General features: G+C 34.7%; 6 protein-coding genes. 4 read left to right on the top strand and 2 right to left on the bottom strand.

Features of this window, described 5'->3' with window-relative positions; all coding sequences use genetic code 11:
- Positions 1-117 precede the first annotated feature (117 nt).
- The gene (locus tag OQ292_RS06065) at positions 118-1,119 is read left to right on the top strand and encodes a 3-oxoacyl-ACP synthase III family protein (protein ID WP_284685983.1); all 1,002 of its coding nucleotides are present in this window, start codon (positions 118-120) and stop codon (positions 1,117-1,119) included.
- 75 nt (positions 1,120-1,194) lie between these two features.
- Here OQ292_RS06065 and pheS read toward each other — a convergent pair whose 3' ends face one another.
- Positions 1,195-2,220: a phenylalanine--tRNA ligase subunit alpha gene (gene pheS, locus OQ292_RS06060; protein ID WP_284685982.1), complete on the bottom strand. Its 1,026-nt coding sequence runs from the start codon at positions 2,218-2,220 to the stop codon at positions 1,195-1,197.
- 247 nt (positions 2,221-2,467) lie between these two features.
- Between pheS and OQ292_RS06055 the strand changes: the two genes are divergently transcribed.
- Together OQ292_RS06055 and pncA are read left to right on the top strand one after the other, a co-directional pair.
- The gene (locus OQ292_RS06055) at positions 2,468-3,463 is read left to right on the top strand and encodes a quinone oxidoreductase family protein (RefSeq protein ID WP_284685161.1); all 996 of its coding nucleotides are present in this window, start codon (positions 2,468-2,470) and stop codon (positions 3,461-3,463) included.
- 15 nt (positions 3,464-3,478) lie between these two features.
- Positions 3,479-4,090, top strand: coding sequence for a bifunctional nicotinamidase/pyrazinamidase (pncA, locus tag OQ292_RS06050; protein WP_284685160.1), 612 nt, complete (start codon positions 3,479-3,481; stop codon positions 4,088-4,090).
- A gap of 53 nt (positions 4,091-4,143) precedes the next feature.
- Here pncA and OQ292_RS06045 read toward each other — a convergent pair whose 3' ends face one another.
- Positions 4,144-7,521, bottom strand: coding sequence for a ThuA domain-containing protein (locus OQ292_RS06045; protein WP_284685159.1), 3,378 nt, complete (start codon positions 7,519-7,521; stop codon positions 4,144-4,146).
- A gap of 729 nt (positions 7,522-8,250) precedes the next feature.
- Here OQ292_RS06045 and OQ292_RS06040 point away from each other — a divergent pair.
- Positions 8,251-20,187, top strand: a complete 11,937-nt coding sequence (locus OQ292_RS06040; RefSeq protein ID WP_284685158.1) for a T9SS type A sorting domain-containing protein — start codon at positions 8,251-8,253, stop codon at positions 20,185-20,187.
- Positions 20,188-20,238: the final 51 nt, after the last annotated feature.

The raw sequence follows: 20,238 nt of genomic DNA, 5'->3' as shown, positions 1-20,238 counted from the left end.
ATAGAATATTAAATCCAAAAGGATTATTTGTCTTTATTCTGTTGAACTTGATTAAATAATTATTTTTGAAGATAACTAATCTTTATTTACCAAAATTATAACTCATTAATCATGGAAATGAAGAATGCCAAATTAGCCGGTATAGGTTATTATGTGCCGGAAAACATAGTTACAAACGATGATCTTTCTAAGATAATGAATACCTCAGACGAATGGATAGTCGAGCGTACAGGAATTAAAGAAAGACGATATGCAAATGTAGAAGAAGACAAGAACTATGTAATGGGTGCCAAAGCTGCCAGAAAAGCAATGAAAATGGCAGGTACTAATCCAGAAGAAATCGATTTAATAGTATATGCGACCTTAAGTGCAGACTATGTTTTCCCAGGTTCTGGTGTGTTATTGCAAAAGGAATTAGGTTGCAAACATATAGGGGCAATAGATGTTCGTGCACAATGTTCAGGCTTTGTTTATGGTCTATCAATCGCTGAGCAATATATAAAAACTGGAATGTATAAAAATGTTCTTCTGGTTGGTTCTGAGATACATTCTATCGGTTTAGATTATACAGATAATGGAAGACATATCGCTATAATATTTGGAGATGGCGCTGGTGCTGCAGTTTTACAACCAAGTGAAGAAAAAGGAAAAGGGGTGTTATCAACACATTTACATAGTGAAGGAGAACATGCAGAACAACTAGCTGTAATTGATCCTGGCTTTCATAAAAAAGAAAGATTTCATCCAGATATGATAAAACCAGGTGGAGGATTTTATCCGGTAATGAATGGCCAGTTTGTGTTTAAAAATGCTGTTACAAGATTTCCAGAAGTAATTCAAGAAGCTTTAGATAAAAATGGGTATGCTGTTTCTGATCTGGATTTGTTAATTCCTCATCAGGCGAATTTGAGAATTTCTCAGTTTGTACAGAAAAAAATGGGATTACCAGACGAAAAGATTCACAATACAATTATGAAATATGGCAACACCACAGCAGCTTCTATTCCAATAGGTCTTTGTGAAGCTTATGAAGCTGGAAAAGTTAAAGATGGTGATTTGGTGTGTTTAGCAGCTTTTGGTAGTGGATTTACTTGGGCAAGTGCTTTAATAAGGTGGTAAACTAGTTTAAACAATTTTATATAAAAAAAGCCTTCGTCTTTATCAGACGAAGGCTTTTTTTAGAAGAAAATCTAATTAACTAATAGTTTGAAATTGTCTTAAGAAGCGAGTATCGTTTTCAAAAAACAATCTGATATCTTCAATTTTATGTTTTAGCATCGTAATTCTTTCTATACCCATACCAAAAGCAAAACCGGTATATCTTTCAGGATCAATGCCGCAGTTTGCCAATACATTTGGATCAACCATACCACATCCTAAAATTTCCAACCAGCCAGTTCCTTTGGTAATCTTTCTGTCAGCTTCTGTTTTTAATCCCCAGTAAATATCCATTTCTGCACTTGGCTCAGTAAATGGGAAGTAAGAAGGTCTCAGTCTAATTTTAGTATCAGGACCAAACATTTCTTTGGCGAAGTAATACAATGTGTTTTTAAGATCTTGGAAACTCACATTTTCATTAATATATAAACCTTCAATCTGATGGAATATACAGTGAGCTCTAGCAGATATTGCTTCATTTCTAAAAACTCTACCTGGCATAATTGATCTTAAAGGTGGCTTTTGGGTTTCCATCATTCTAATTTGAACATTAGAAGTGTGGGTTCTCAAAAGCATATCAGGATTTTTTTCTACAAAGAATGTATCCTGCATTTCTCTTGCTGGGTGGTTTGGTGGGAAATTCAAAGCCGTAAAGTTATGCCAATCATCTTCCACTTCTGGTCCATCAGCTACATTAAATCCTATTTTCTGGAAAATAGAAACAATTTTGTCTCTAGTCTGTGAAATTGGATGTATAGTTCCTAATTGATTAGGTATGTCTGGTAATGTAAGGTCTGGTTGACCTTCATTTATATTAGAATTAGACTTTTCAAGTGCTTCTGCTACTTCTTTAAATTTACCTGTTGCCAGATTCTTTAAAACATTGAGACTTTGTCCTACTTCTTTTCTTTTATCAGCTTCAACATTTCTGATTTCACCCATCAAATCTCCGATCACACTTTTTCTGCTGATGAAGCGCAACCTGAATGCTTCAAGTTCCTCTTTGTTTTCAAGCTTAGTAGCTTCTATTTCTGCTTTTAATTCTTTAATCTTGTCTAGCATTCTTACCTGATTATTTTTTTCTAGCTGCAAAGTTAATCATTCAACATAAAGTAAAAAGATACTTTGCAACAACTTAAGCCACTTTTATTGGCAAATAACAAAAGTTGATTTTTTAAACTAAATTGTAACTGACTGATAATCAAAAATAAATTATCTTAATAACAAGATGTAATGTTTATTTAATCTTTCAGATTGTAAAATAGACAAATTTTATTTTTACTAAAAAATAGTAAAGCTTGTAAATAACATGAAAGCGATAGTACTTAATGAAACACACCAACCAATAGAACTTAAAGAAGTTTCAATTCCTGAACCTGCTGCAGGAGATGTTTGTGTACAATTAAATGCAAGTGCGCTTAATCACAGAGATGTCTGGGTGCAAAAGGGCTTATATCCGGGAATGAAATTACCATGCATATTAGGTTCTGATGGAGTAGGTACGGTTGTTAAAATGGGAGATGGTGTAGTAGAAAACCTAATAGGAGAAGAAGTAATTATTAATCCTGGTATGTTTTGGGGCGAAAACCCAGATGTTGCCAGTAAAGATTTTGTAATTCTAGGAATGCCTCTAAATGGAACTTTTGCAGAATATGTAAATGTACCTTTCGAATATGTGCATTCTAAACCTGAGCATTTAACGCTTGAGCAAGCTGCTGCTTTACCTTTAGCGGGAGTTACAGCATATCGTGCGTTATTCACCAAAGCGGCTTTACTTCCAGAAGAAAAAGTATTTATAAATGGTATTGGAGGAGGGGTTGCATTAATGGCTTTAGCTTTTGCAGTGGCTAATGACTGTGAGGTTTATGTGTCTTCTAGCTCAGACGAAAAAATTGAAAAAGCCATTGCTTTGGGTGCTAAAGGTGGAATAAACTATAAAACAGAAAAATGGTCTAAAAAACTAATTAATGAAGCAGGGTATTTTGATGTAATTATAGATGGGGCAGGAGGAGATAGTTTTGCCGGTTTGGTAGATATTGCAGCTCCAGGTGGCAGAATTTCAATTTATGGTGGAACTGCGGGAAGTATTTCTAATCTTTTGCCTCCAAAAATTTTCTTTAAACAACTAAAAGTAATGGGTACTACAATGGGTACTCAAACCGATTTTGATATAATGTTGCACTTTGTAGATAAATATGAAGTTGAACCTGTTATAGATAAAATATATCCTTTTTCTGAAGCAAATGAAGCTTTTAAGAGGATGGAAGAAGGTAAACAATTTGGTAAAATAATTTTAAAACATTAAGAATCTAAATTCTTTATGAAAGCACTAATTTTAGTAGATATTCAAAACGATTTTGTGAGTGGAGGTGCTTTGGCTGTACCCGAAGGCGAAACAATAGTACCAATAGTAAACGAACTACAAAAGAAATTTGATTTTATAATAGCAACCCAAGATTTTCACCCAGCAAATCATGGGAGTTTTGCCGCTAACCATGAAGGAAAAAATATTGGGGAAGTAATAGAGTTAAATGGCTTAAGCCAGATTTTATGGCCGGTTCACTGTGTGCAAAATACAGAAGGAACTGAGTTTGTAAAAGAATTGGATATGGCTAAGGTAAAAAAGGTTTTTGTAAAAGGAACTGATACAGAAATTGATAGCTATTCTGGTTTTTTTGATAATGGCCACAGAAAATCAACTGGTTTGTCAGATTACTTAAAAGAGCAGGGAGTTACAGAAGTTTATGTTACAGGCTTAGCTGCTGACTACTGTGTGAAATTTACAGCCCTTGATGCTGTCGGAGAGGGTTTTAAAACTTATCTAATTTCTGATGCTACGAAAGGAGTAAACATGCAAGCTGGCGATGTAGAGAAAGCAATTGCTGAAATGAAAGAGAAGGGTATTAAAGTAATTACAAGTGAAGAATTATAAAATAAGAAGAGGAGGCTCGCTTTTCAGTCTCCTCTTCTTGTTGTGTTTATATCTCATTTTTTACCAAGAGTAACAGGTTGATTAAAATATATCCAATCTAATGTTATAAATCCTTTTTCCTCTTCTCCTGTGAAATCAAAAGTGAAATATAGGTCCACGTTTGAATCTACTGGTTGGGTAACCGGAATAGGAACTTCTGACCAGCCTTCTATTTCACCATTAGTATAAGGAATATTTCCTGTTGCGATTATTTCTCCCTCAACACTTCCTTTTCTTACGTTTAATACAAATCCTTTCTGAGTACAACCTGTTTTCACAGTTAATTGACTGATACCTGTTAAATCAATGTCTTCGAACATAAAATAAGAATTCTTTCTTATATCATTGAGGTGAACCAAATCACTTCCTCCCGGAGTTCTTTTACTCAGGTTTTTATACCCATCAAAATCTTCAGCCTGTAATTTAGCTGATCTAAGTTTTATGGTTTCTTTAGCTGAAAGCGGTCCCACAATTTCACCTCCTTTATCCGTATACTCAGCAGTTAATATATAATAGCCATTTGATTCATTGAGGTGTTTGTTAGCGGCAATAGTACCGTTTGTAGGTAATGATGGTTTTACTTGTTCTTCATCAAGTGAAACAATGTAACGAACCATAGTTTCTGCATCTATTTTCGAGAGGGAAGGATTTGCTGCCATCATTCTATCACCCCATACACCACTGCCTCCTTTAATTACTTTTTGCACGAGTTTATCTATTGTTGCCTGATCGGAATCATATTTTGCAGCAACTTCTGTGTAGGTTGGTCCAATCGAAGTATTTTTCATGTCATGGCAAGAAAGGCATAAGTTTTCTTTTAATAAAACACTTGCATCTACCACTGCTCCTGTTTGTTTATGTCCTAATTCTACTTCAATTTCATCATTCCCAATTGGCATATAATCGTAAAAAACTTTTACTTTTTGCGCATCAACATCTCCGTCTTCTAAATCTTCTACTTTAATCTGATAATCTAGACTAGAATTATTCCAATAGAAAGAGCTATTACCATTAAGATTTACTGAAATTACTGGCCTTTCGTTTCCAACTTGAATTTCTATATTGGCAAAAGAAGCATCCCTTTCTTTGTCAGAAACTTTAACTTTTGCCTGATAAATTCCTGGCTTATCAAAAGTAAATGCTTTAGTAATGCCATTGCCCTGAGCGTCGTCACTAGTAAAAAACCATTCATAAGTTAGTTCATCTTTTTGGTCATAATCAAATGATTTTTCTGCTGAAAAGTTGACTGTTAGTGGAGCTGCCCCAACTAGTTTATCGGCAGAAACTTTGGCAATTGGAGTTCTGTTACTAGCCGCATAGTCGATAAGACCTAAGCGTGCATCTTCATTTTTAGAATACCAGTTTTTACCATATTCCAGAAAGTAAAAACTACCATCATGCAACTTAATATCAATCATGTTATTAAATTCCATAGAAGGTAAAAATGGTTCTTGATATAAATAGTTGCCTTCTTCATCAAGTGTAATTGCATGTATCCAACCTCTAATCCAGTCGTAGTGGAATACTTTTTTGTCATAATACTTCGGGAAACGATTTTTGTCTCCCTCGTAATCATCATAATAATAAACAGGACCTGCCATTGCATTTCTACCACCAGAAGCCATGTCGGGAAACTCAGTAGATTCTCCATAAGAGTACCAAACCATCGCTGATTGGGCAGGAGGTAAGTTTTGAACACCAGTATTATTTGGCGACGTATTTACAGGATGTTCTGGATCAAAAAAATCAGAAACTTCACCGGTTACATAATTCATTTTTCGGTAAGGTTTGTTGTTGCCAACAAAATATGGCCATCCGTAAAACCCAGCTTTTTTAGCTTGATTAAATTCGTCATGCCCCTTTGGTCCTCTATTTTCATTATCTTCTCCAGCATCTGGTCCAACGTCTCCCCAATACAACCATCCGGTTTTTGGGTCGATAGAGATACGATAAGGGTTTCTACAACCCATTACAAAAATTTCTGGTTTTCCACCCGAACCATCTTTGGGAAATAGATTTCCATCTGGAATACTATAAGTGCCATCTTCTTCTGGCTTAATTCTCAATATTTTACCCCTTAAATCATTTGGGCTAGCAGATGACTTTTGTGCGTCCCAGTTGCTTCTTCCTGCTCTTTCGTCCATTGGTCCGAATCCATCTGTATCAAATTTCTGTTCCGAATTAAATGGGCTAGTGTTATCACCTAAAGCAATAAATAAATTTCCATTAGGCCCAAATTCAATTGAACCTCCTGAGTGGCAACATGCTTCTCGCTGTGTTGGGATTTCCAATATTACTTTTTCACTGTCTAAGATTAGGCTATCTCCCAACATAGTAAAGCGAGAAAGACGCTGAATAGGTTTTTCTCCTGGAGGGCTGTAATAAAAAAAAAGGCGATTGTTTTCTTCAAAATTAGGGTCAATAGCAAAGCCGAGCAGTCCATCCTCTAAGTCTTTGAAAACATCTAGGTGAGATATAACTTTTAATGCCTCTGTTTTAGGATCGTATAATTTAACTGCACCTTTTCTTTCTATAAATAGAATTTTTCCATTTGGTAAAACCTCAAGTTCCATTGGCTCTTCGAGGTTTGTTGTAAATACTTTCTTTACAAACCTGTTTTCCTCTGGTTTTCTTTCAGAGTGAGCAACTGTATAATCTAATTTGTTATCGCCAACAGCATACTCAATACCTCCTTTCATTAACTCCACAAATTCCTTTTCAGAGAATGTTTCAGGTGTATGCCCAAAACCAGTAAAAAATGCTCTTCCACCATCAAAATCATGATACCAAGTTATTGGGTGGAAGTCACCATGTTTTCCTGCTCCATAAGATTTTTCATCTACAGTAATCAGGAAATTCATGTCCATATTTAAAGATTTGTAATTGTAAAACTCATCGGCTTTGTCCCAACTGTCTGGAAGGTTCTTTGTTGAGGGATGGTTTTTATCAAGTACTGTAACCTTACCAGTTCTTACATTCGGATTGCCTGGATGGCCATCGAACCAACCTCCCATTAGTTTGCCATACCAAGGCCATTCATACTCAGTATCAGAGGCAGCATGAATACCAATATAACCACCTCCAGCTTGTATATACCTTTCAAAATCGGCTTGTTGGGCATGGTTGAGTACATCTCCTGTAGTATTTAGAAAAACTACAGCACTGTATTTTTTTAAGTTTTCTTCATTAAAAAGCTCTGAGTTTTCAGTGGTGTCAATTTGATAGCCATTTTCTTTTCCATACTTAAAGAAAAATGCCTGCCCTGCTTCAATTGAGTTGTGTCTGAATTCTGCTGTTTTAGAAAATATCAATAATCTTTTTTCTTTTTCAGAACATGAAAAAAGTCCTAGTATACAAAATGCTAGAACAAAGTGTAAATGATTGATTTTCATTGAATAATGTAGAATTTATAAGTGAATTTAATCCCCTTTTAGTGGGGAAAAGCTAGATACATTTTTCAAGTTAAGAAATTGATATGATAATGTAATTAGATATGAGTAGGCTAATTTACTGAATGGAGAAAACTGCAGTTTAAATCGAGGTAAAAGGAGAATAACTAAAAAAAATATTAAGATTTATTTGAATAATTAAATACTGATAAATGCTAAGTTTAGTATAAAAGTTACTTAGCTATTTGAGTATAAGTATTAATGAAAAACATGAAATGTTTGGAGTGTATATTTTTTGAAAAGAATTATTCTTTTGGGCAAGAACCACATCTTTTCCCTTTTTTATACTTTTTGCAGCACTTCTTTTTTTTGAAAATACATTCATTATCAGAAAATTCTGCTTCAGTGTTACTCTGAGGTAATGTTGTGTTAACTAAATGAAAGTATTTATTCATAATAGAATATTAGTTTCTTATAATCTTCACAAAAGTAATCTTATTTAGACTAATTAAAAATAAAAAAATATAAAATTTCATCTCATATGTAATAGTACTTCTATTTTGGTATTTATATAAAGAAGGCTTTTTTAAACTAGGCTCATATAAAAATTATCCTCTAAAAAAACTTACATAATACAATTTGTTGGATGTAAGAGATCATATATAGAAATACTGATTTTTTGCTTTAAAGGAGGTAATAAAATAGCTAGTTATTAATAAATGATGCATAATTATGCTTAAAAGCTTTACTTTTTATAGTGCCTTCTTTCTGATTTTTATATTATCATATCAAAACTCTACAGCCCAAACGCGCTATTGGGTAGGAGATACTGGTAATTGGAAAGATGATGTAAACTGGTCTTTAACCTCTGGAGGAATAGGAGGTGCTTCAGCTCCAAGTGATACTGATGATGTTATATTCGATGAAAATTCTTTTAGCAGTACAGGACACACAGTCACTATCAGTGGAAATGAATCATGTTTAAATTTCTTTGTTTCTGATATCGATGACGATAATCCAGCATTTGATATAAATACATCTAAGCATCTTAATGTACATGGCAATTTTATAATTCAAGATCAAATTGGAAACTTCACAGGGGCTGGAGATATTAGTTTTTTGGCAACTTCTGCAAATGCTACAATCCAAACCTCAGGGACAGAATTAGGTGACATACATATAGATGCTGTAAATGATGTTATACTAGCTGATGATATAATTGCTGATTTATTTTATCTAGATAAAGGAAGCTTTATTTCGTCTGGTAATAATTTAACCTTTGAGCGAATAGACGCAGATCCTTCTGGAGATGATGTAAGAACTTTAGATCTTACAGGTTCTGAGTTACTAACCATTGAATATGCAGGAATTACTAGTAATTCTCCTTTAAGGTTAGAAAGCGTAGGAGGCAATCTAACATTTATTAGTCCAGATACAATTAGTTTCACTAGTACATCTACTACAAAAATAGATTTAAATTTAGGGGATAATGCTTTTAATTTTGGAGTAATAGCATTTACAGGAGCAGTTACTAAAGATGTTAATTTTACAGGAGATGCTGCACATAGTTTTGGAGATATTATAATTAGTAGCAATGGTGCAGTAGATTTTTCAGGTATTGGAGATAAAACCTTTTCTAATATTTCTATTGGCGAGGCAGGTGATACTGGCAATATAAGTTTTACTGGTAATAACACTTTTAATGGAGCCTTAAATATTGGTTCTTCAGGTACCATTACTTTCAATGGAATATCTGTTTTAAATGGTGCTGTTAATTTAAATAGTAATAATACGGGTGGTAATTATGCTTTTCTAGATCAAGTTACTTTTGGCGCTGATTTGACAGTAGGGGAAAATGCTAATATAACTTTTGAAGGAGCTTTAGCTAATAGCTTTCAAAACGTCACATTTGCAGGTAACAATGACATAAGCCTAGAAAATACCGCAAATACTAGTTTTCAGAGTATAATTCTAAATGCCAGTTCAGAATTAAGCTTCGAAAAAAATCAGACCACAAGCATTTTAGGTAACCTCACAGTTTATGCCGATTGTGATAATGGTGTTACAATAAACTCTACACAAAATGGGCAGCAAGCATTTTTAGATTTATCAGGTACGGCATTTTGGGATGCGGTAACAGTTGAGGATATCAATGAAACAGGTACAGGTTCGATTACTATTGATCGAGGTACAACTTCTAACACTACTAATATAGCAGCACCATTAAGTGGAGCTTGTGATGTTTTATATTGGGTAGGGAAAGGATTGGATAATTATTGGGATAATGCAGATAACTGGGACACAAATTCTGGTGGACCAGGAGGTGATGGAGTTCCGAATAGCTCTACCGATGTTTATTTTGATGCAAATTCATTTTCGACTACTGGCCTATTTACCAGAGTTAATACTGCTGCCGCTTGTAGAAATATGATCTGGAATGGAGTTACCAACTTACCAACTATAAACAGATCAGGAGGAGATCAAAATAGCAGAAGATTACAAATTTATGGTTCATTAGAGTTAAGTGCGAATATGACATGGAACCTAGATTCAGATGTTGACTTTTTAGGTGAAGGTAATCATACTGTATATTCGGCTGGACAGTCTTTTTCAAGACCTGTAAGATTCAATAATGTAAATGGAAATTGGGATCTCTTAGATGATTTTTCATCATCTGATGATTTCGAGTTAGAGGCTGGATCATTCATTAGTAATAATTTTAATTTAACAGCTTCAATTGTAGATCTAGCTATTAATGATGATACAAGTAGCGATACTAGAAGTGTAGATTTTGGAACTAGTACAATTACAATTACAGGAGGTAATACTGCTTTAGATTTAAGAGGATCTAATCTTACATATAACGGCGAAAATGCTGTAATGAATTTTACCAGTACTGGTAATCAGAATATAGAATTAGGATCAACATCTATAGCAATTGGTGAGGTTTGGGTGAATATGGTTACTGCTAACAGAAGACTTAATGTTTATAGTGTTGATGATGATACGCAAACATTTTCATTTGGAGATATAAGATTCTACAATGAAAATAATGCTTACATATATAATTCATCTAACAAGGATTTCTCGGGTATTTTCACTGCTGCAAGAAACTACATTATAGTTAATGGTACGAATAATACTTATAGTGACACTGTAGATATAGAAACACCAGATGGGGAAAATACTGATTTTAATGGTATAAATATTTTTAATGGACCTGTAATCGTAAATGGTTATACAAATAATACAGCAAGAGTAGATTTTTATGAATCTACTTTTAACAGTACTGTTACTATGACTAACACTTCTCGTGCAAGATTTTTTGATGGTGCAGTTTTTAATGGATTAGTTACTCTTGGAGATGGAATTTCAAGCAATGCAGACGAAAGGGTAAGTGCCCGTTTCTATAATACCACAACTTTTAATGGAGGGCTTACATCTGGAGAACATGCATGGATGGAGTTCGGGGATGATTCTGGCAATGGTGGAACGACTACCTTCGATGGAATTAATACGGTCTATTTAGGCCCAATGGCAATGGCAAACTTTTATCGTCCTGCTGTTTTTGGCACTAATGTAAGCTTTGTAATTGATGGAAATATTGATGGAACAGGTTATACACGATTCCGTGGAAGTACCACAACTTTTGATGGCACTGTAACAATTAGAGATCAATCAAGAGGAATTGATTTTGAAAATACTACTTCTTTTAATCAAGGTCTTACTGTTGAAGGCACTTATGATTCAAATGATGCTATTCAATTTTTTGGTACTAATATTTTTTCAGGCGGTACAGTCGATTTAACCACTGGAAATACAGATTGGGCAGTTGAATTTGCATATGATACAGATAATACTTTTGATATTACCTCTCCTGTAATTGTAAGACAAGGTTCTTATGTTGCCCATAGAGGTGATGATGTTTTTAATGGAACAGTTCAAGTTGAAGATGATGCTAATGTTGCATATACATTGAGAAATATTTCAGGGATCGCTACTATTTTTAATAATACGGTAAATCTTGGAGAAAATGTAAATCTTAGGGCATTACAAGATATTACTTTCAATAGCACTTTAGATGTTGGCTCAGGTTCATCTTTGCAAGTAAGTGATTATGGAGGAACTTCTTTATTTGTAGGAAATGTGACTTGCGCGGATAGTGTGAGTTTATATGCAGATAGAGAGGCAGTTTTTTCAGGCGATTTGGTGTTTGGAAAAAAGGCTACAGCTCAATTTAACAATGATGATGGGAGTACTACAATTTCTGGTGTTACTACATTTGGAGATAGTACTATCCAAGTTATTTTTAATAGAAGCTCTACACATATTGGTCAAGTAACTTTTGGAGAAGAGACAGGTGTTTATAGTGGAAATGTGAGGTTTGATGAAGTGAATGACTTTCAAGGTGGCTTTCTACTAAGAGGTACAGTAGCTGAAAATAATCGATTGAGATTTTTTGGTAACAATACTTTTTCTGGTGGCACAGTAGATATTACCTCTGACCCAACTACATGGTCAGTTTATTTTGATGATAATTCGATTAACACATATGCAGTAGATGCCCCAGTAATAATCAGAGAAAACTCATATGTTAATTTTAGTGGCGATGATACTTTTAATGGAACTTTTACCTCAGAGGATGGGACAAGAGTTTTGTTTTCTGGTGATTGGAATAATGCTGCAGTAACTACTTTTAATAATACTGCAATTTTTGGTGAAAGTAATATAATACAATCTTACCACACTATTGAATTTAACGACAACCTTGCAATAGGAGATTCTGCAGACGTCCACTTTGTAAACAATACTGGTACAGCTACTTTCAATGGAGATGTAATAGTTGGAGATGCTGCAAAAGGGTTCAGAACTGACAGAAGTTCAACATTTTCTTCAACCTTAACTTTTGGTGACTATGCCGAAGCAGTTTACTTTGCAGTAGAAGATGGTACTACACAGTTTGATGGAGATGTTTTTCTTGGTAAAGAAGGAGATTACAGGTTTGATAGAGGGGTATATGGAAACAATCAAAATATTACAGTAGGTGAGGGCACACAGTTAGAGTTTTATAGAACCACTTCACCTGGTTTGCTCCACAACTTAACCCTTACTCGGGGGACAGAAATTATATTTGAAGAAGACAAAGACTATAATTTTTCAGGTGAGATTTTAATGACTGCTCCATATCTCGATTGTTCTGGTGGTAATGTAATAAGAAGTGAACAATGGGGAACGCAAACCCGCTTGAATTTTACAACTGATCATAATTGGTATGGTGTTATAGTGCAAACAGTTGCAGTTTCTGGCGCTAATATCTCAGCTATTTACTCTACTGATTATCAAAATAACACGGGTATAACTTTCGATAATGCAGCAGCTTCAGAATTAGCTTCAACTTTATACTGGGTTGGAGGAACTGAAGGGAATAACAAAACATGGCCATATTCTAATACAGGCAGAACTGAAGATTGGGATAACCCTCAAAACTGGTCAACAACTTCTGGAGGATATTATGGTAGTTGTATTCCTAGAGAACAGCATGATGTTATTTTCGATCATAATTCATTTACTGATAGCACTATTTTGAGTGTGGATGTAAATATTAGTGATGCTATATGCCATGATATGACTTGGACTACTTCTTCAGATGCAGGAGGTGGAGTGATCAACACTCCTGATTTAGATATCAATAATGATCTGTCAATTGCAGGTTCATTGATTATGTCTGATAACCCTATGACAGTTACTGGGTATAGAGATATCTATTTCATCTCAACCTCAACAGGAGAAGCAATCACAACAAATGGAACTGCTTTAGATAATGACGATGTCTATTTTAATGGTATTGGAGGTGAATGGACTTTCCAAGATGATTTTGATATGAGTGATGAGCTGTATCTGCAAGCAGGACATTTAATAACAGGAGATGGTATTACAATCACATTGGATAATTTTGATGCATATGAAAGTGATGCTTTTACAGATACAAGGAGATTAACAGTAAGTGATAACTCTACCATGGTTTTTGAAGGAGAGAGATATGGAGTTGCGTCTGATTTAAGAGGTACTAATTTCACTTTTGATACACCTGGTACTGGGAGTACATTCATGTTTATCTATAATAAATCGACAGGTACAACTGAATGGACACAATTTAAAATTGGTAATACTTCTGCCAGAGAGTTACCAGATATTATTATTAATGGCCCCAGAGATATTGATTTTGATTCTGAAGAAGCAGATGGTTCAAATAGTAATGTCTTAACTTTTAGATCAATTACAAGATTAAATACAACTTCTACTAATTTTAATATAAATGGAACATCTCCTAAAATTTTCAATGGAGATATTGATTTAGGTAGTAACCTCGATTACAATGTTTATAGTAATTATATTGAAGGTAACTCAACTGTTACGAACGTTTTTAATGGCGAGGTAATTTTTGGAGATAATGTGGAGATGGATTTCAGAGGTTTGAATCAATATGTTGAGAATGTTACTTTCGGAAATAACAATATCATAACTTTCCAAACGGAAGCACATGAACTACAAAAAAATATTATTTTCGGCGATGAGGCTACATTCAATGCATATACTGATATTTCAATAGATGAAGATGTAACTATTGGTAATGACCTTACAGTTCAGCTTGAGCAAAACTTTACTGTTGGTGGTGATGTGATTATCGGAACTGGTTCAAATGGTTACATTAACCGTTTTGGAGGGCAGAGTGAAATAACGGGTTCTCTTACAATCGGAGCAAATGCAAATCAATTAATTTTCAGGCAGACAGGAATATTTCATGGACCAGTAGATATTGGAGACAACGCTATTGTTCAATTTGCTGAGGGAGGAAATTACACATCAACTTTTAATGATGTGGTTATCACTGGCAACTCGTCTTATGTTCGCTTTCAAGAAACTTCCTATTTTAATGCAGCATTAACAACAGGTAATGCTTCTACTACTGTATTTGGAGAAGATTCTGGCGAAACTTATTTTGAAGCAGATGTTACTTTAGGAGAGAACAGTAATAATCATTTCTATGAATTTGTTTATTTTGATTCAGACGATAATAATCCAGTTAACTATACACTAACACTTGAAGCAACAAGTACTACTGAGTTTGATTATGGGGGAACTGATGATGGACTTTTTGAGGATATCCAAATGAACACTGGTTCAAGAGTTATTTTTGACAATGATGATAATATAATCAAAAACCTTTATACCACTGAGTATAATACAATCGAGTTGTCTACTGCTGGTTTAACCACAATTCAAAATTCATTTGAAGCTGCAGTAGATTGTGATGAATGGTTGATTATTAGATCAAGTAATCCTGGAAGTACTGCAAGCATTGCTTTTGAAGACAATGGGTCTAACTCAATGCCTTTATGGAATCATATAGTTGTACAGGATGTGAGAGTTGAGGGACCAGTGAGTGGTTTGGTAGATGGTAGTGGTTATTTCCCGCTAGAAGTAATAGAAGGTGTAAACTTGGATAACCTAAATAATGGTCGTAGTAAAACGAGTGCGGGAGGTTCCAATCCTTTTTATACAGATGAAGCTAATATGATTGACCATACACATAGCGACTACGATCAATATGCTACAATATATCTAAATGCAGAAAGATCGCCATTAACATTATATTGGGTTGGTCAAGCAGGTCAAGTGCCTCCAGATGGTGGTGCTGCTAACAGCAATTGGAGCAATGCTAACAACTGGTCAACAGTAAGTGGTAGTACAGATCCTGCGCATATTTCAGGATGTATTCCAAATCCAATTGACCACATTATTTTTGATGATAATTCTTTTACAGCTGACAATCAAACAGTGATTATTGATATATCCAATGCAGCTTGTGGAGAATTTACTTTCTCAAATACAGAAGAATCAGATATCACTTTTGAAGGTCAGAGGTTGTACTTCCTTCAAATTTTTGATGACTATTCTGTGACTAACTCTATGGTGAACAATTTCTTAGGAACTGTAGAATTTTATACTGTTGATAACAATGTACATCCACTAGGAAACACCAATGGATCCACAATGCTATTTAATGGGCCTGTATCTTTTATCACAAGTTATCCACAAACTTCTGCACCTTATAATTGGAGATTAGACGCTGCACTGGATTTAGACGAAGGAGCTCCAAATGATGGATATGATACCGATTTTACTTTCATTAGTGGGGTAGTTGATGGCAATGCTCAAGATATAAGTCTGGAAGGAGATTGGATTATCCTTTGGGAAGGAGGTTATAGGTATGGAGGTATTAGCACAGTTACTTTTGATGGTGATGAAAATGATAGAGATATTGATATAGATGCGACGCTTGCAGACAATTCATTCTATAATATCATTGTTGATAAAACCACTTTCAATAGAGATTTGAGGCTTAGAAACGACATTTATATTGATAATGATTTAACAATTAATAGTGGTAAACTTTGGGATAGTGACGAAGCTTGGGAAGGTCCAAGAGACTTCTTAACTAACGGTTCAGGGACAACAGGAGCAGGTATAATTACCATAAATGATAGTGGTTCCCTTGTCTTAGGTAATAATGATGAAGATGCAGGAGATGTAAGTGAATTCCCTGCAACCTTTGCAGATGCTATTCTTACAATCGGTAGTACCGTAATTTACCATGATAGAGATGCACAAAACGTTTCTGCAGTTGGAGTACTTTATCCTGGTGTAGAGTATGGCAATCTTACTTTAGAGAATGGAGATGATGATACCTCAGATCTAAAAACACTTCAAGGAGATATTGTGATTAATGGTAACTTAAGAATTGACGATACTTTCTTTGAAGATAATGGGTACACCATTACTGGAAATGTTGGAGATACTTCAAAATTCGAAATGACTGAAGATTCAAGGTTTTACATCGGAACGGCTGGTGTAGCTACTATAATGCCTGAGTTTGATAATTACGATTTCGAAAATAATTCAAGTGTTTATTATCAGTCTGCTAATCCTCAAATTGTTAAGGGTATAGATGATGGTGGAGCAGGAAATGGAAGTTATGCTAACTTATATATTACCAATCTAAATGAAGCTTCTGTTACAACATCAGTTTTAAAAACGATTGATGCTCCATTAAGAATTAGAAGAGAGTTAAGAATTGAGCCAGATGCTGAGTTGTGGGACGATGGAAATCAAATAACAGCATTAGATGATGACAACTGTGAGTTATTTATGAGTGAAGATAGTTATCTTACATTTGGTAATACCTCAACAGCTACAACTTTCCCAAATTTCCAAAGTGATGAAATTAGTCTTGATGTAGCATCAGTTATCAAATATGTAGCGGGTGTTGATGGGCAGCAAATTAGAAGGTTAGATTATGGAAATAATGATTTAAGTTATGGAAGTATTTGGCTGTTGAATTATGATTCTATTTCAACCAAGCGCGTAGAAAAATATCTAGCTGCTACACCATTACCACGAAATAGTTCAGATAATTTAAGATTCAGACAAGATTTTAAAGTTGGAGAATATAATCATTTAATGGATGATGGTTTCCAGATAAATGGCGAGGATAGTGATCTTAGTCGTGAAGATTATATCTGGGTAGGTCAGCAATCAACCTTAACATTGGGTACAGCTACCACTGCAACCGAATTCCCTCGTCACACAAAAACTTCAAATATAGATTTACACAATACTTCTCATGTGATTTACAATGCCGGTGTAGATCAAATTGTGAGGGGTATTTTTAATGATTCTGATACAGATGATATTCCAGATGGGAATAGTAATTACGGTTTTCTTACAATTAGGAATATTGATAACTCAAGTCTGATTACTAAAGCTTTAGATGAGAGTATCGGCATAAGAAGAGATTTCATCATTGAAAATAATAACCATTTGGTAGATGCAGGTTATCAAATCTATGGTACCAGTTCACAACCATTTAATATGGAAGGTAATTCCCAATTAACCTTAGGTGATTCAGATGATGGCACAAGCTTCCCACTTAACTATGCAAATGTTGATATTGATTTAGCATCTGCAACTACAATTACTTACAATGCAGGAGTAGTTCAAGACATCAGGAGATTATCTTCGGCAACAGGTAATCAAAATTATGCTAATCTTATTTTACAGAATACAGGAGGAAGTCTTGTTGATAAAACTTTGACGGCACTTCCAGTTACGTCAGATGTTTCAGATAATGTTACTGTAAGAGGTGCTTTACAAATTCTATCTAACAATCATTTTATTGATGATGGATATCAGGTTGTTGGAACAAGTGGACAGAACTTCCAAATGGAATCTAATACTCAATTTTCAATTGGAAATGCTACAGTGGCTACTGTATTCCCTCAAAATTATTTAGATACCGACTTAAACTTTGATGCAGCTTCAATAATTATCTATAATGCAGGCGTAGCTCAAGACGTAAAAAGTTTAAATAGTAGTACAGATAGTCAAGTTTATGGCGAGGTGCGGTTTGTAAATGCTGCTAGTGGAAGTGATGTAAATAAAACATTACTTGGTGCTCTTCGATTTAGAACTGCCATGAGGATTTATGATGAAAACCATGTATTTGATGTAGGTAATCAAATTACAGGTAGCTCAATTGCAGATTTTGAGATGCAAGGTACTTCTGAGATCTTTATTGGTGATGCTGCTCTAGCAACATTATTTCCAATAGATGTTGATAACGATAATGTAAGTCTCGCTTCTGGTACAACTATTCATTATCAATCAACTTCTCCACAACAAATAAGAAAATTAGCTGGAGCAGTAAACTCAGTTGAAAACTATGCAAACCTGAATCTTACAGGAAGTACTAAGACAATTGCAGCTTCTCCTAATGCAACTTCAGGTTATACAGATAACTTGCATGTACGAGGGGTAATGAACATCAGCGATCAACAAGTTGAATTGAATGATCAGCGATTAGTAATCTCTGGAAATATCACTAGAACATCGGGTACTTTTACAGGCACTGATAACAGTATGATTTCAATTTTGGGAACATCTGGAGGAAGTGCTGGAGAGCTCCACTTTACTGATCCAACAATTACTAATCTTTCAGATTTATTGGTGAATAGAAAAGGTGTAAATGGATCGATAACTTTAGGAACGCTATTAACTATTGGTACAAATCCAGGAGATAATGGTTCTATGACTTTAACTGAAGGTGAATTGATATTGAATGGTAATAGACTATTGATTAATAGTGCTGCAAATCAATTCAACAGAACAAATGGATCTATTACAGGTAGTAATAGTTCAACTTTGATTGTTCAAGGTGCAGGAGATTTTGGCGATGATTTGGTCTTTACTTCAGGTAGTGAAGAATTAAACGAATTGGGTATTGATAGAACTGGAGATTTGGTAATGGGAAGTTCATTGTTCCTCTACGACAAAATTGGTTTAAAAAGCGGAATTATCCATACTACAAATACCAATTTAATTACACTGGGAGCCTTAGCAGAAGTTAGAGATTTTGATACAGATTCACCTGCAGAAACATCTATTCATCCAGCAGGAGGGCCTAAAGGTGGTAACAGCGGTTTTGGTTCTTCTGGAGGTTCAGAAGACTCTCATATACAAGGGCCAATGGCAAAAGTTTTTACAGGTCATTTAGCGTCAGGAAAAAGCTTTAGATTCCCAATTGGAAAAAATGGAGAATTAAGAGAGATTGGTGTTGCAGAAGTTGGTAAGAATGAAAACGATAGTAGTTTGTCTGTAACTTGGCCTACCGTATTTAGAGCTGAATATTTTAAAGCTGAGCCACCTAAACCAGGAGCAACAGCAATTAAAAGTGGTTCTAGTCTAACTCATGTAAGTAGTGTAGAATACTGGGATTTACACAGAAGTAGCGGTGATGCCTCGGCAAAAGTAATTATGCACTGGGACACTGATACTGATGTAGCTACAGATGCGAGCCAGTACGATAACTTGAGAGTTGCACACTATGATGATGGAAGTGATGAGTGGGAAAGCATTGGTGATGGAAATGAATTAGATTACGATACTGATCTTGGTTATTTTGTCTCATCAGTTGCCTCAGACGATTTTAGCTATTATACGCCGGCTTCAACTACACTTTATAATCTTTTACCTGTAGAATTGAAAAGTTTTACAGCAGAACATGTAAAAGACAAAGGTGTTGATTTAAATTGGGAAGCTATTGAGCGTAATAGTGAAGGCTACATTTTACAAAGGTCAATTGGGAATACTGAGAGTTTTGAAGTAATCGCTCATTATGAAAATCAGTCTGAGCTTGTTAGTAAAAATGATGCTGTTTCTATCAGTAATTTTAATTATTTAGATAATGATGGTATTGAACCAGGCGAGGTACATTATTATATGCTTCAACAAGTAGATAAAGATGGAAATGTAGAAACATTCGACCTGAAATCTGTAAATGTAGGTGCTAAAGTTGTTTTATATCAAAACCATCCAAACCCTTCGGGTACTTATACAACTCTTTCATTTTCTATTGAAAAAGAAGCCAGAACAAAACTAGAAATATTTGATATGTCTGGTAGGTTTATAGCTACTGTTGTAGATAATATGCTTGAGTCTGGTACCCATCAGTATGAATACAATGTATCTAGGTTAAAGACGGGCGTTTATGCAGTTAAGATGACTTATGGTGATAAAGTGTTAAATATTAAGATGCTAGTAGCTAAATAAGCTGCTAGTATTTATGAAATAAAAAAGCCTTCTGTAATTAAACAGGAGGCT

The sequence above is a fragment of the Chondrinema litorale genome (assembly GCF_026250525.1).
GTDB classification, from domain to species: Bacteria; Bacteroidota; Bacteroidia; order Cytophagales; family Flammeovirgaceae; genus Chondrinema; species Chondrinema litorale.
The sequence above is the reverse complement of the archived record's forward strand: the minus strand, read 5'-3'. Positions and strand labels throughout refer to the sequence as shown.